At 38.2% G+C, this 14,804-nt stretch carries 15 protein-coding genes; 9 read left to right on the forward strand and 6 right to left on the reverse strand.

Annotation, left to right across the window (positions count from 1 at the left end; all coding sequences use genetic code 11):
- Positions 1–178 precede the first annotated feature (178 nt).
- The 9 genes from zapE to MT391_RS02300 all read left to right on the forward strand — a co-directional run bounded on the left by zapE (position 179) and on the right by MT391_RS02300 (position 7,144).
- Positions 179–1,288 (forward strand): cell division protein ZapE, encoded by a 1,110-nt coding sequence (gene zapE, locus MT391_RS02260; protein WP_499496785.1) that lies wholly within the window; start codon positions 179–181, stop codon positions 1,286–1,288.
- A gap of 341 nt (positions 1,289–1,629) precedes the next feature.
- Positions 1,630–2,058: a 50S ribosomal protein L13 gene (gene rplM, locus MT391_RS02265; RefSeq protein WP_028867510.1), complete on the forward strand. Its 429-nt coding sequence runs from the start codon at positions 1,630–1,632 to the stop codon at positions 2,056–2,058.
- Positions 2,059–2,073: 15 nt separating this feature from the next.
- Positions 2,074–2,463: a 30S ribosomal protein S9 gene (rpsI, locus tag MT391_RS02270; protein ID WP_025565144.1), complete on the forward strand. Its 390-nt coding sequence runs from the start codon at positions 2,074–2,076 to the stop codon at positions 2,461–2,463.
- Positions 2,464–2,574: 111 nt separating this feature from the next.
- The gene (gene ftnA, locus MT391_RS02275; RefSeq protein WP_499496786.1) at positions 2,575–3,099 is read left to right on the forward strand and encodes a non-heme ferritin; all 525 of its coding nucleotides are present in this window, start codon (positions 2,575–2,577) and stop codon (positions 3,097–3,099) included.
- Between the two features lie 248 nt (positions 3,100–3,347).
- Positions 3,348–3,938, forward strand: coding sequence for a ubiquinol-cytochrome c reductase iron-sulfur subunit (gene petA, locus MT391_RS02280; protein ID WP_166370973.1), 591 nt, complete (start codon positions 3,348–3,350; stop codon positions 3,936–3,938).
- 17 nt (positions 3,939–3,955) lie between these two features.
- Positions 3,956–5,215 (forward strand): cytochrome b, encoded by a 1,260-nt coding sequence (locus MT391_RS02285; RefSeq protein ID WP_499496819.1) that lies wholly within the window; start codon positions 3,956–3,958, stop codon positions 5,213–5,215.
- On the forward strand, positions 5,215–5,952 hold the full coding sequence (locus MT391_RS02290; protein ID WP_166370969.1) for a cytochrome c1: 738 nt from the start codon (positions 5,215–5,217) through the stop codon (positions 5,950–5,952). Before MT391_RS02285 ends, MT391_RS02290 begins: the two co-directional genes overlap by 1 nt.
- 106 nt (positions 5,953–6,058) lie before the next feature.
- Entirely contained in the window at positions 6,059–6,694 is a 636-nt protein-coding gene (gene sspA, locus MT391_RS02295; protein WP_499439989.1) for a stringent starvation protein SspA, read from the forward strand.
- Between the two features lie 24 nt (positions 6,695–6,718).
- Positions 6,719–7,144, forward strand: a complete 426-nt coding sequence (locus tag MT391_RS02300) for a ClpXP protease specificity-enhancing factor (RefSeq protein ID WP_499496787.1) — start codon at positions 6,719–6,721, stop codon at positions 7,142–7,144.
- Positions 7,145–7,461: 317 nt separating this feature from the next.
- Here MT391_RS02300 and MT391_RS02305 read toward each other — a convergent pair whose 3' ends face one another.
- From MT391_RS02305 to MT391_RS02330, 6 genes are all read right to left on the reverse strand, one after another.
- A complete protein-coding gene (locus MT391_RS02305; RefSeq protein ID WP_166370963.1) occupies positions 7,462–8,430 on the reverse strand; it encodes an alpha-L-glutamate ligase-like protein in 969 nt (322 codons plus the stop codon).
- Between the two features lie 3 nt (positions 8,431–8,433).
- The gene (locus tag MT391_RS02310) at positions 8,434–9,960 is read right to left on the reverse strand and encodes an inactive transglutaminase family protein (protein WP_166370961.1); all 1,527 of its coding nucleotides are present in this window, start codon (positions 9,958–9,960) and stop codon (positions 8,434–8,436) included.
- A 9-nt stretch (positions 9,961–9,969) separates the two neighbouring features.
- A complete protein-coding gene (locus MT391_RS02315) occupies positions 9,970–10,761 on the reverse strand; it encodes an ATP-dependent zinc protease family protein (RefSeq protein WP_499496788.1) in 792 nt (263 codons plus the stop codon).
- Positions 10,762–10,862: 101 nt separating this feature from the next.
- A complete protein-coding gene (locus MT391_RS02320; RefSeq protein ID WP_499496789.1) occupies positions 10,863–12,233 on the reverse strand; it encodes an MATE family efflux transporter in 1,371 nt (456 codons plus the stop codon).
- Between the two features lie 64 nt (positions 12,234–12,297).
- Positions 12,298–13,932 carry an apolipoprotein N-acyltransferase gene (gene lnt / locus MT391_RS02325; RefSeq protein ID WP_499496790.1) on the reverse strand — a complete coding sequence of 545 codons (1,635 nt, stop codon included), beginning with the start codon at positions 13,930–13,932 and terminating at the stop codon, positions 12,298–12,300.
- Positions 13,929–14,801 (reverse strand): CorC family transporter, encoded by an 873-nt coding sequence (locus MT391_RS02330; protein ID WP_166370953.1) that lies wholly within the window; start codon positions 14,799–14,801, stop codon positions 13,929–13,931. The genes lnt and MT391_RS02330 overlap by 4 nt, the downstream gene beginning before the upstream one ends.
- Positions 14,802–14,804: the final 3 nt, after the last annotated feature.

Genomic DNA, 14,804 nt, shown 5'->3' on the forward strand with positions numbered 1-14,804 from the left:
GATGACATTTCAACTTTTTTAATAATGTGACTACTAACCTTTATTAAGTTGTTAACCATTGCATCAGTATTTCGAGAGATAAACCGCAAAACCTATTTCCGATTGCCTTTGGTACTATTTAAATAGTGCCAAAATATGTTATATAAAGATTAACTTACTGAATTATTAAGACATTAATGTGACACCACTTTCTTTATATCAAGCCGACTTATTAAAACCCAACTTTTTTGCAGATCCTGCTCAATTGCAAGCCGTTACTATGTTACAACGGTTATATGATGATTTATTACAAAATCAGACTGAGCCAGTACAAAAAAGTTCACTATTGCAACGACTATTCAAAACCACTAGCTCGTCTAAATCCGAGATCAAAGGTCTGTACTTTTACGGTGGAGTAGGGCGCGGTAAAACTTACCTTGTGGATTTGTTTTTTCATGGCCTTAAAACAGAGCGTAAGCAACGTTTACATTTTCACCATTTCATGCTGCAAGTCCATAAACAGTTAACCTTATTGCAAGGGCAATCAGACCCATTAAAAGAAATTGCTAAGCAGTTTGCGAGTAAAACAGACATTATCTGTTTTGATGAGTTTTATGTGGAAGATATTACCGATGCAATGATATTAGCTGGTATGTTTGAGGCATTATTTGCACAAGGAGTCGTACTAGTTGCAACCTCTAATATACATCCCAACAATTTGTATCGAAATGGCTTGCAACGGGCACGATTTCTACCTGCGATTGATTTAATTAATCAGCATTGTGAAATATTTAACCTCGATGGTGGAAAAGACTATCGATTAGGACGATTAATTGAAGCTGAAATTTATCACTATCCGTTAGATAAAAATGCAGAAACTCAAATCAAAAGTAGTTTTGAAACCTTTGCTGCCGGAGATAAAGAGTATCAGCAAACGATTGTTATTAATGACCGTTCGCTAAAAACAATCGCCTTTAGCAACGATACATTAAGCATTGAATTTAGGGAGCTGTGTGATGGTCCTCGAAGTGTGCATGACTATATCGAGCTGGCTATTTTATATCGAACAGTATTAGTGTCGAATATTCCTAAAATGGATGACCAACATAACGATCTAACACGCCGTTTTATTGCTATGGTTGATGAATTTTACGACCGCAATGTAGTCCTTATTATTTCTGCAGAAGTGGATGTATTAGATCTATATCATGGAACTCGTCTTGCTTTTGAATTTCAGCGCTGTGTTTCTCGGTTATTAGAAATGCAGAGTAAAGCCTACCTAAGTAAAGCCCATCACCTAGATTTATAGACCTTGCTTTATAAATTTTGAGTTCTATTTTCATCAAAAAGTAGAACTCAAATAATGTGTTTTTATGGGTAATCGCGATAGGCATTTTAGGTCCGCCATGAAGCTTTTATAATGCTAAATCCTTGCCTGTTAAAAACTTGTACATAAATATGTAATAAACAGGTGATCTCTGTTGTTGTTTTCTATACAATATGGCCGCCCACGTTATCCACCTCCCCAATTGTTATGGTGGATCTGTTTACGCTAGACGTATTCGAAGGGATACGGAAAGGCGAAAAATACATTTTTGACTGCAATTATGCTGTCATATTTTTTTAAATCATTAATTTGGGTATAACTTAATGAAAACTTTTGTTGCAAAACCAGCTGAAGTAAAACGCGACTGGTTCGTAGTTGACGCTGAAGGTAAAACACTAGGTCGTTTAGCTACTGAAATCGCTTTACGTTTACGCGGTAAACATAAAGCTGAATACACTCCTCATGTTGATACTGGCGATTACATTATCGTTATCAATGCTGAGAAAGTTACTGTAACTGGTAACAAAGCTAAAGGTAAAATTTACTACCACCACACAGGTTTCATCGGTGGCATTAAAGCAATTAGCTTTGAAGACTTAATCGTACGTGCTCCTGAGCGTGTTATTGAAAAAGCTGTAAATGGTATGTTACCACGTGGTCCTTTAGGCCGCGCAATGTATCGTAAATTGAAAGTTTATGCTGGTTCTGAGCATCAACATTCTGCACAGCAACCACAAGTTTTAGACATCTAATAGGAATATAAAACAATGGCAAATCAATACTACGGCACAGGTCGTCGCAAAAGCTCTACAGCTCGTGTGTTTATGAAAGCAGGTAGTGGTCAAATCACTATCAACAAACGTAACTTAGATGAATACTTCGGTCGTGAAACTGCATGTATGGTTGTTCGTCAACCATTAGTGTTAGTAGACTCTGCTGAGAAATTCGACCTAAACATCACTGTTAAAGGTGGTGGTACAACTGGTCAATCTGGTGCAATCCGTTTAGGTATCACTCGTGCATTAATGCAGTTTGATGAAACACTACGTTCTGAATTACGTGGTGCAGGATTTGTAACACGTGATGCTCGTAAAGTTGAACGTAAGAAAGTCGGCTTACATAAAGCACGTAAACGTCCACAATTCTCTAAACGTTAATTTCGTTTTCACGAATTGCAAAAAAGCCCAGTTTATACTGGGCTTTTTTTTGCTTGTTTTTTAGTGGTATGAGCCTTAAGGTTAGGCAATAAATAATAAGAGGAGAAAATAATGCTGAACGTGGCGATGGTTGAAAAGTTGAATGAGCAAATTAACCTAGAGTTCTATTCTTCAAATTTGTACTTACAAATGAGTGCTTGGTGTGAAGATAAAGGTTATGAAGGTGCTGCGGAAATGTTGCGCAAGCATGCAACAGAAGAGATGGAGCACATGAATCGCTTATTTACTTACGTTAGTGAAACAGGTGCGTTACCTATTTTAGGTTCAATTGATGCGCCCCCTGTTGGTTTTAAATCATTGAAAGAAGTATTTCAAGAAACCTATGAACATGAATGTTTGATCACCAGAAAGATAAATGAATTAACACATGTTGCTTTTACTACTCAAGATTACTCAACATTTAATTTTTTACAGTGGTATGTGGCTGAGCAACACGAAGAAGAGAAATTATTTAAAGGTATCTTAGATAAAATCGATTTAGTTGGAGAAGATGGTAAAGCGCTATATTGGATTGATAAAGATCTTGCTGAAATGGCAAAATCGGGTGCAACTTCAATTATGGATAGTGCTGTTTAAGCTGATAAAATTGAGTCGTTTCTTGCTTACAGAGCAAATCTAATGAGAGCATGGTCAATTAAGCCATGCTTTTTTGTATTTCCCCCTCAAAAGTAATGTTAATGGCTTGTAAATGGCAAGCGACTTCTTTAAAATTCAGCGAGTTTTTATGCAAACATTCGTAATTCATGATTCAACGGATTGATGTATACCCCCAGTTTTGTATTTTTTGAACTGCTTTTTTAGTAGCTCACAATGGAGATGGTTAAATGAGCAATGCGCCTGTTAATTCTGGTCGTCGCAAGTTTCTGACACTAACAACAGGAGTTGTTGGTGGAATAGGGGCTGCTGCAGTGGCAGTACCTTTTGTGAAATCTTGGAGTCCAAGTGAAAAAGCTAAAGCTGCTGGTGCGCCAGTTAGTGTAGATATTAGCAAAATCCAGCCAGGTCAGTTAATTCGTGTTGAATGGCGAGGTAAACCTGTATGGGTTGTCTCGCGTACACCAACAGTAATTGAAGAACTCGCTACGTTAGATAGTAAATTACGTGATCCTGAATCTAAAGAACCTCAACAACCTGAATATGCGAAGAACGCTGGACGTTCTTTAAAACCAGATTTATTCCTTGCTGTTGGTATTTGTACTCATTTAGGTTGTTCACCAACTTATCTACCGGATTCATTCAACGAGCAAGTTGAAGGGGTAGAGTCTGGATTCTTCTGTCCATGTCATGGATCAAAATTCGATATGGCAGGACGTGTATTCCAAAACGTACCAGCACCATTAAATTTGGTGATCCCTCCGCATTATTATGTGGATGAGACAAATATTCTCATTGGCGTAGACAAAGGAGATGCCTAATGCTTAAAAAATTAGTAATGGACGGCATCGATTGGATCGATACTCGTATCCCAATGACGGAAACGTGGAATAAACATCTTGCGCAATATCCAACACCCGTTAACTTTAATTTTTGGTACTTTTTTGGTTCATTAGCGATGTTAGTGCTAGTTAATCAATTATTAACAGGTATCTGGTTAACAATGCACTATAACCCTTCTGCTGAAGGTGCATTTGCGTCAATTGAATACATTATGCGTGATGTACCTTACGGTTGGTTATTACGTTACATGCATTCAACCGGTGCATCTGCTTTCTTCGTGGTTATCTATTTACATATGTTCCGTGGATTAATTTACGGATCATATCAAAAACCACGTGAATTAATTTGGATCTTCGGTATGTTGATCTTCTTAGTGTTGATGGCTGAAGCATTCATGGGTTACTTATTACCTTGGGGACAAATGTCTTTCTGGGGTGCGCAAGTAATTATTTCATTATTCGGTGCTATCCCTGTTATTGGTGATGACCTAACACTTTGGATTCGAGGTGATTACGTTATTTCTGGTGCGACGCTTAACCGCTTCTTTGCATTACATGTGGTGGCATTACCACTGGCTTTAGTGGCCTTAGTCTTCTTACATATTGTTGCCCTACATGAAGTGGGTTCAAATAACCCTGATGGTGTAGAGATTAAACAGAAGAAAGGTTCTGCCTCAGAAGAAGCTAAAGGCAAGTTCACGTTCCACAAACAATACAGTAGTAAAAAAGATATTATTGATGCAATTCCGTTCCACCCGTACTTTACAGTGAAAGATATCATGGGCGTGTCAGCATTCTTAATCTGTTTTGCCGCAGTGATATTCTTTATTCCAGAGGGCGGTGGTTTCTTCCTTGAGCCACCTAACTTTGAAGCTGCAAATGGTTTGAAAACACCTGCTCACATTGCACCAGTTTGGTATTACACGCCGTATTACGCCATTTTACGTGCGATACCAGATAAATTAATTGGTGTTGTGTTCTTTGGTGGCTCTATTGCGATCCTATTCTTATTACCATGGTTAGATCGCTGTAAAGTTAAATCAATACGTTACCGTAGTTGGATTCATAAACTAAATATTACACAGTTCATTATCTGTTTCATCGTATTAGGTGTGCTAGGTGCCTTACCAGCAACACCGTTATATACGCTTATTGCACAGATTGCATCTGTCGGATATTTTGGATTCTTTATTGCACTGTTCTTGTACAGTAAAAATGAAAAAACCAAACCACTACCAACGAGGTTGACACACTAATGAAAAAATTATTGATCGCCTTAGTGGCATTTTTACCAAGTTTAGTATTTGCATCGGGTGCAGCGATTCATTTAGATAAAGCTAACTATGATTTAACGGATAAAGCTTCACTGCAAAATGGTGCAAAATTATTCATGAACTACTGTTCTGCTTGTCACTCAACTGCACATCAACGTTATCAACGTGTTGCGACTGATTTAGGGATTCCTGATCAGTTAATGAAAGACAACCTAATTTTTACAAATAGTAAAATTGGCGAGTTAATGAAAAACAGCATGGATAAAAAAGATGCGGCTAAATGGTTTGGTAATGCACCATTAGATTTAACCTTAGAAGCCCGTTTACGTGGCCCTGATTGGATATATACTTACTTACGCTCTTTCTATAAAGACCCTAATCGTCCATTCGGCGTAAATAATGTTGTCTTTAAAGATGTGGGTATGCCGCATGTATTAGAGGAACTGCAAGGTATTCCAACGGCTATTATTGAAACTCACGTTGATGAGCAAGGTGTCGAACACCATACCGTTGTCGGGCTTGAAAGTAGCGGTACAGGTGAGATGTCATCCGATGAGTATGACCGAGCGGTGTTAGATCTGGTAAACTTCCTAGTCTATTCAGGTGAGCCGAATAAACTAGAGCGTCAAAGCTTAGGTTTCTGGGTAATTGGTTTCTTAATTATCTTATTTGTACTGAGTTACTTATTGAAGAAAGAGTACTGGCGCGATATTCACTAATCGTCGCAACACTTTCTCTATTATCTTATCGGCAATGGTGTCACTATGACGTCATTGCCGTTTGTGTTTTTTAAACACTTAATTTTTTAACTACTAGGGGTATTCCATGGCCGTAGCTGTAAATAAACGTTCAGTAATGACGTTGTTCTCAGGACCATCTGACTTATATAGTCATCAAACTCGCATCGTATTAGCTGAAAAGGGTGTCAATGTTGACATCACATCAGTAGACGAAGAGAACCCATCTGAGGAGTTAGCTGAGTTAACGCCAAATAGTGATGTTCCAACATTAGTTGACCGTGAATTGGTTTTATATAACTCACGCATCATCATGGAATATTTAGATGAGCGTTTCCCGCATCCACCATTAATGCCTGTATACCCAGTTGAACGTGCTAAAAGCCGTCTACTAATGCAACGTATTGAAAGTGAATGGTATCCTTTAGTAGCACTGATCATGTCAGGTAATGAATCTAAAGCTGAGCCTGCTCGTGTAAAATTACGTGCTAAAATTCTTGAAGTTGCACCTGTATTTGAACATTTCGCTTATTTCATGTCTGAAGAGTTTACGATTGTTGATTGTTATATGGCTCCTTTACTATGGCGTCTACCTGAGTTGAAAATTGACTTAGGTTACGACAACGTAACAGGCTTGAAGAGTTACATGGTTAAAGTATTTGAACGTGAATCTTTCCAAGCATCAATGACTGAAACTGAACGTGAAATTCGTATCGGTGCTTAATTCTTAATTTTGTAGGTATTTTATATGTCGGAAATGTTAGTACAACGTCCTTATTTAATGCGTGCTTTCTATGACTGGATAGTTGATAGTGAATGCACGCCTCATGTAATTGTCGATGCGACCAAACCACATGTTGATGTACCATTACAATTTGTAGAAAATGGCAAAATTGTATTAAATATTGCGCCACGCTCTGTGCTTGATTTTTCATTAGATGATAATGCGTTATCCTTTAATGCTCGATTCTCTGGCATACCTACACAAGTTTATGTGCCTATGTATGCTATTGAAGGTATTTATGCGCGTGAGAATGGCGCAGGCACTATTTTCCCCGATGAGCCAGCGTATGATGAATATGATGCGCCTATGCAAGCCGTTGAAGATAAGAAACAAGTACAGCAAGATGCAAAAGGTACTAACAAAAAATCGTTTCTTACTGTTGTTAAGTAGCTAAATACTAGTGGTTAAGTAGTTAAGTAGTTAAGTAGTTAAGTACTAAGCTGCTAAGTAACTTCTACAGTATATAAAACTTTTAGTTATACCTTGAAAAACCGAGCTTGCTCGGTTTTTTTATAAGTTTTAAAATTAGTAAATCAATGGCTTAGGAAGTTACTGGCGAATCTGAGCATGCGGATTTATGCATTAAAAAATAAATAATCAAAGATTAGCTTATGAAAGTAAAAAGCCGATAACAGGATATGTTATCGGCTTTTTCGTATGTGCTGAGTCAGCCTTTAAAAAGAATGCTACTTAATATTTAATTATGTTCACTCTGTTTCTATTAAGGGCGTTTCTGCAAAATGTTGTTTAGAAAAAGCAACGCGCTCTTCCACGGTCATTTTGTCTGCATCCTTTAAACTTTCCACTAATTTAAGGCGAGGCAAGATGCCGGTGCCATTAGCAATTTGAATAGCCAATCCAGGGCGAGCATTGAGTTCTAATAGCATTGGTCCTAAATCGCGATCTAATACCATATCCGTTCCTAGGTAGCCCATTCCTGTCATCTCGTAGCAACTAGCTGCTAAGTAAATCAAACGTTCCCAGTTAGGCACTACAAGCAATTTTAACTCTTTATCTGTGTCAGGGTGGCGTTCAACAGGTAAGTCGAACTGAACCGCATTAATAGCTTTTCCTGTTGCGATATCAATGCCAACACCGACAGCACCTTGATGTAAATTTGCTTTGCCATCGGAAGCGGCCGTTGAAAGGCGCATCATTGCCATCACAGGAAAACCTTTAAATACGATAACACGTACATCAGGAACACCTTCAAAGCTAAAACCATCAAATGCACTATCAAATTGAATTAAACCTTCGATCACCGCAACATCTGCGCTACCACCTAAGCTGAATAAGCCCGCTAAGATATCCGTTACATGACGTTTGATCTCTGAAAGGCTTTCTTCATTACCATTGGATTTATAATAGCGACCATTTTCAACTTTAGTAATAACAAGAATACCCTTACCACCACTGCCTTTAGCGGGTTTTATTACAAAGCCTGGAGTATTAGTAATGAATTGTTCTACAGTTTCTACTTCCGCTTGCATGGTGATCACACCTAAAAGAGCAGGGGTAGTGACATTTGCATCGCGCGCAATAATTTTAGTTTTTAATTTATTATCCACTAAAGGATATAAACGTCTAGGGTTGTAACGGCCGATATAGCGGCTATTACGTTCATTCATCCCCATTATGCCTTTTTTCTTTAACTTAAAAGGGCTACTGAAAAACATGCGCTACTCCTTGTCCACTAATGGCTTGAAGCGGCGTAATTCTAGTAAGCGGTAACCAGTGTAACTACCCAGTAATAATACTAGCGCCATGACCACAAACTGCAGTCCAATAAAGTTAAACATTAGGTGTCTAGTGACATCATTACTCATTACAAAGTAAGCAAATACAGCCACGATCAAACTACCGCCACCTTGCTTGAATACTTCTTTAGCACCTTCCTCTTCCCATAACACTGACATGCGCTCGATGGTCCAAGATAAGATGATCATTGGGAAGAAGGTGATTTTGAGGCCTTCGGTTAACCCAAGCTTGTACGATAAAACACCAAATAGGGCGATCAGTAAGATAACCATTATTATCACTGTCGAGATCCGCGAAACCAGTAATAGATTTAAGTGAGAAAGATAGGAACGAATAAATAAACCTACTGCCACCAACATCACAAAGCCGACAATACCAGTGATTAAGCTAGTTTGAATAAAGGCCATTGCGATCAATACCGGCATGAAAGTACCAGATGTTTTTAAACCAATCAAAACACGCATCATAACTACGATCAGCACACCCAATGGAATCATTAAGATGCCTTTAAACAAAGACTGATCTTCAATAGGTAAACTATGGATCGAGAAATTGAATAAATGTTCGTTGTCATTCTTTTGCAAAATAGCCGCCAACGCTGGTTGGTCTTGCTGAATCATTGAGAAGCTGACTTTAGAATTCACTCCTCCAGTTAATTCTAATAATGCTTTACCACTTTGATCCCACAGTAATAGATCTTTGCGATCCACCTCTTGAAGGCTTGAAGCATCAAATAAGCGAGATTCAATTTTTCCATTTTTTTCTTGGAAAACTTCAACCAAAGGTTGCAAATGCTGACGACGACGACCATCTTCTAGAGCTAATGCTCCCACTTTTTTAGTAGGAATTTTAGCTTCGTTGAGTAATCCAATCAGAATGTTTGTTTTAGAGCTTTTAGACGCAAGGACTAATCTTATGCTTTGATTAGGCTGTTCTGTGTTTAATTGCTTTAAAATTTCGCGGGTAAAACTAAAAGCATCTGCACTGGTTTTAAAAGCATCTTTAATAATATCAGTGCCAGCGGCTAAGCCGGCAGCACCATATTCAGTATCAAACAACTCTGGCATTTTAGTGATGGGTTGATCCACACTATCACTATCAACTAATAGCTGAATATTATAATAAAGTGTCTGAGGACCTGTCGCTTGACGGATTGTCCATTGTGCTTGTGGTTTATTATCTTCATATAAAAAAGATAAACCGTAACCCGGAGAAGCTGCATTTTGACTGATTTGCGTATAGCCTGCTTGGCTATTTGGCGTACTCAATGAGGCGAGTACAGGTTTTCCAGTCGCTTCAAATTCAATCTTGGCATCAATATTCCAGACCGACCGTGTTTCACCTGGCATCCAAGGAATATCAAAAGCCAAATGGCGTTGTACTGTTTGAAACACACCCAGTAAAAAAAGTCCTGCTACTAAGGTGAAAAAGAAAATACGAGCATTCATGGGGGTTTCCTATTTATTATCTTCAGCTTGATACTTAGGATGAATATAATCTTGGCTAACATCAACAATCATCACGTCTTGTATAAAGCTACGCCCAATGAGTACTGCATAGTCCATATGTTGACGGTCGGTTAAGGTAAATTCAGATTGTTGAGTAATACCACCCATACGAACATTAAGCTTGATCACTGGACGTCGATCTCTTTCACCAGGTTCACTAGACTGTAATATTTTCACGTAACGATCTATTCTTGCTTCAATGATGTTGGCTTCTGCATCTTTATCGTGTGCGATGTTAAATCGAACCCAATTTTTACCATCACGTTCAAAATGTTGAATATTCACCGCGTTAATTGATGAGGTAGCGGCACCAGTATCAACACGTGCTCTAAAACTTTTCTTCGCTTTATTGATATATAGCCATTCAGTTTGACCCAATACCGTTTTATCTAGATAAATATCGCGTTTGCTCACTTTGCTAACTACAACATTGCTTCTTTTGGGTGTTTTTGCTGCAACAGCTTTTTGTTTTGCTATTTGCTGAGCTAATTGTTGGTTAAGTGTTTGCGCTTCTTTTTGGGTTTTTTCTAAGTCAGTTTGTACAGCTTTTAATGAGTTTTGTTTTTTCTCAATATCTGCTTTAGAAGTCACTAATTCAGTTTCTAACTCTGTAATTTTTGTCGCTTGTTCGGTGAGTGTTTGCTGAATTTTTTGTTCAGTTTCAGTAGTAGAAATAGAGATACATCCAACGGTCAAAAATAGTGAAGTAAGTGTTATAATGGCCGTTTTTTTTAAAAACATGCGATTTCCTTAGCGTTAGTTAAAAATCAAAAAAATATGGTATCAGTTTGCGTTATAAATAGCAGTGATAAATTGTTTGTGACGCCCTTTATCGTTCAGGTTTAAGTAGGTAATACATTCCTAAGCCAGTGTTTTTTGTGCACACGATGAATGACTAATATTACTTTTATTAACTCTTCGGAAAGCGTAACAATATAAGCTTCTACTAAACTGAAATTATAATAAGTAACTGCAACGTAAGTCAGTGGAATACCAACACACCACATGCAAAAAATATCCATAAACGTACTGTAATTGATATCTCCACCGCTGCGTAATACGCCAATAATACCGATAAAGTTCACAACACGAATAAACAGGGCACAAGCAAGTACCAGTAACACTTGTGATGCGCTCGCATTAGCGGACGCAGAAAGTGAAGGAAATAGCGATAATACCGGCTCTCTAAAATAAATGATCAGCGGTATAAATATAAATGCTAAAACCGGCACAAATAAAATAAATGTCCAAGCCTGTTGCCAAGCTCTATCGAATGCTTTTGCTCCTAGCTCATGACCAATCATTGTGCCACTCGCAATTGCTACGCCGATAAATAAGGCGAATATAGTTTGTTCTATCGTCGATACCATGCTCATTACTGCTAGCTCTTGCACACCAATCATGGCAAAGATCAACGTGTAAACAAAAACACCTAAAGCCCATCCGCTATCATGCAATATCATTGGAATTGCAAGTTTCAAATAACGTTTGATGTCTAACAGCGATAAAGCAGTCTTTATCTCTACTAAACTGGCTAAGATAAAAGGCCTTTTTTTAGCAATAAATAATATCAATAATAGCATTTGAATAGCGCGAGCTAAAAAAGTTCCCCAAGCACTGCCTTCTACTCCCATAACGGGGAAACCAGCATGCCCAAATATTAAGATATAGTTAAAAAAAGCGTTCAGTGGCAGCACTAAAAAACTAATATTCATGGCCGTTTTAGTATCGCCAGCAGAACGTAGTGCGGTTTCTAATGGTAAGACGACTGCGATAAATAAAAAGCTGTAGGCTGTGATTTTTAAATATTGGTTAGCAAAAACAAGCAATACAGGGTCATCACTGGCTAAACTTGTGACAGTGCTTGGTGAGAGCACATAAAATGCAACAAAAGGTAGGGTGACAACAAAACTAATTAATAAAGAGGTGATTAAACTACGACGTAAGCCTGAAAGCTCTTTGGCACCAAAATATTGAGCGGCGAGCACACCGCCTGCATGGCTGACACCGACCATCATTAATAAGTTAAAGAAAAATACTTTATTACCTAAGCCGACGGCAGCAATTTCAGATTCGCCAAGTTGACTCACCATCAGAATATCTACTAACCCGAGAAATGAATAAAGTAGTGATTGTAGAGTGATAGGTAGTGCCAAGGTCCACAATTTTTTTTGAAAGCTTTTATCGCGAAACGTAAGGATTTTATTTTTCATAACACGCCTTAATCAACCTCTGAGAGAGCAGTTTAGGAAATAGTTTTTGTGAAGGTACTGATGATTAAGCGGTTTGTCTTTTGTTTAAAATAAAAGCTGATAATAAAGCAAAAAAACAAAAAATAAATAAAGGGATTTGGCCCATTTTTTGATAGGGGGTTTGTCCATAGGCTGGCTGTATTGAACGTCTTAATACTGCGGCTGTATTTGATGGTAATCGCCCTAACTCATTACCCTTACTGTCATAGATAGCTGTGATCCCGTTATTGGTACTACGTAATAACGGACGTCCTAACTCAATAGCACGCATTCTGGCTATCTCTAAATGTTGTGCAGGGCCAATTGAGTGTCCAAACCAAGCATCATTGCTCAGGGTAATAATCATACCCGTTTCTATGCCTACATTTTTTCGCAATAGTTCGGGAAAGGCAATTTCATAACACAGGGAAGGGGCCATGGTTGTTTGCTCAATACTTAGGTTTTTTTGCATTTCAGGTCCACGATTAAAGCTCGACATGGGTAAATTAAAATAAGGTGCTAACGGGCGTAAAAGATCTTCAAAGGGCACAAACTCACCAATCGGTAAAAGGTGATGTTTATTATATCTATTTGGACTTATTGGTGAATAACCTTGCCCTTCAGGAAGTTTGCCAAGCATGATAATGCTATTAAAATACTCATTTTCTCTAATATTATAATTAATAATCCCGGTTAATAGAGTTTTGCCTTGTAGTGCCAACTCCTTTGATAGAGGTTGTAAAAAGCGCTGCATATCTATTTCCAAGCCTGCAATAGCGGATTCAGGCCAAATGATTAATTCATTATCATTTGTCTGCACTTTATTACTCTTTTGCGAAATAGTATCAGGGCTGTTTTTATTTGTTGCAGGAGAAATGAGCTTCGAACTTGCTTTGGACAAGTCTAAATATTTAAACAAAGAAGGGTACAGTTGGTCTGCTTTCCATTTTTCATTCTGATCGATGTTACCTTGCACTAATGCAACGTTGACCGCTGGTTGTAATTCGGTAAAGGTCAGTTGTTTTAAAGCATAACCACTCGACACTAAAAAAATAATTAACAAGTAAGATAAGCGCTGAAATTGTTTGATTAATATTAACGTCAGCGCACAACAAATAAGCATTACCGCTAAAGTGATGCCTTGCACACCAAATATAGGAGCAAAACCTGCTAATGGTGTATCTGCATGGCTGTAACCGAGGTAGGCCCAAGGCATACCCGTTAATACCCAACCCCGTAACCAATCCGTGAGCAACCACAAACTAGGTAAAATGAGTAGCAACCTAATAGCTGGACTATTTTCTGGTAATTTAATTTTATAACTTAACCATAACGCGAGGGTTGGAAACAAGGCGAGATAAGCACACAACACAACAATCAATAAGCCGCTAACAATACTCGGCATTCCGCCAAAAAGATCCATGCTGACATAGATCCAATGCATAGTGGCAATGAACATTGATAGGTTAAAACTAAAGCAGACTAAGAATAATTTTTTGTTTACTAATTGCGTTTGTTGCAGCAATAAAAACAAGCCAACAAAGGATGGGTATAAAACCCACCATTGTTGAAAAGGTGCAAAAGCAAATACTTGTATCGCGCCTAACAATACTGCAATTATTAATTGCGCGGCCAGAGAAGAGATGATCTTGCCCTGTAATTTGCTTAAGCTTTTTTTCAATCTCTTTTGAGCTCTTTTTTAAGTTCTTTTGGAACACGTACTTGTAACTGTACTAAGCGACGATTATCTGCATTAGTGACTTTAAACTTATGCTCTGCAATAGTTATTTTTTCACCACGGCTAGGTAAGTGACCTAGCTCATGCAAAATTAAACCGCCAATCGTATCTTGAATTTCAATATTATAATCAGTTTCAAAAAAAGCATTAAAATCAGCCAGAGTGGTGAGTGCACTTACAGTATAAGTACGTTTACCTATTTGACGAATTTCATCTTCTTCTTCGTAATCAAATTCATCTTCAATCTCACCCACAATCACTTCTAAAATATCTTCAATAGTGACCAAGCCAGATACACCACCGTACTCATCGACGACGATAGCCATATGGTAACGTTGACTGCGGAACTCTTTTAATAGGGTATCTAAGCGCTTACTCTCAGGCACCACTACGGCTTCTCTGAGAATATCTTCTATTTTAAAATCATCTGGATCCGAGCTGAAACCATATTGAATCAAGTCTTTTGCCAATAGCAAACCGACGACATGGTCTTTATCTTCTGTGATAACAGGAAAGCGGGAGTGTGCAGATCTGATAATTTCTGGCAACAACTCTTCAACAGGCTGATGTAAACCTAGGGTTACCATTTGTGAACGTGGGATCATGATGTCTCGAACGCGCATCTTAGATACGTCGATCACACCTTTTATCATTTCTTTGGTTTTTTGATCGATAACTTGGCGCTGTTTAGCGCTATCAATCACATCTAATAACTCTTCTTGACTCTTTGGCTCGCCTTGGAAAAGGTTGCCGATTTTATCGAGCAGGCCTTCTTTAGGCTGCTCGTTGCTAGAATGATAATCTTCCGACATTAA

This window comes from Vibrio sp. 1-Bac 57 (assembly GCF_037546855.1).
Taxonomy (GTDB): domain Bacteria; phylum Pseudomonadota; class Gammaproteobacteria; order Enterobacterales; family Psychromonadaceae; genus Psychromonas.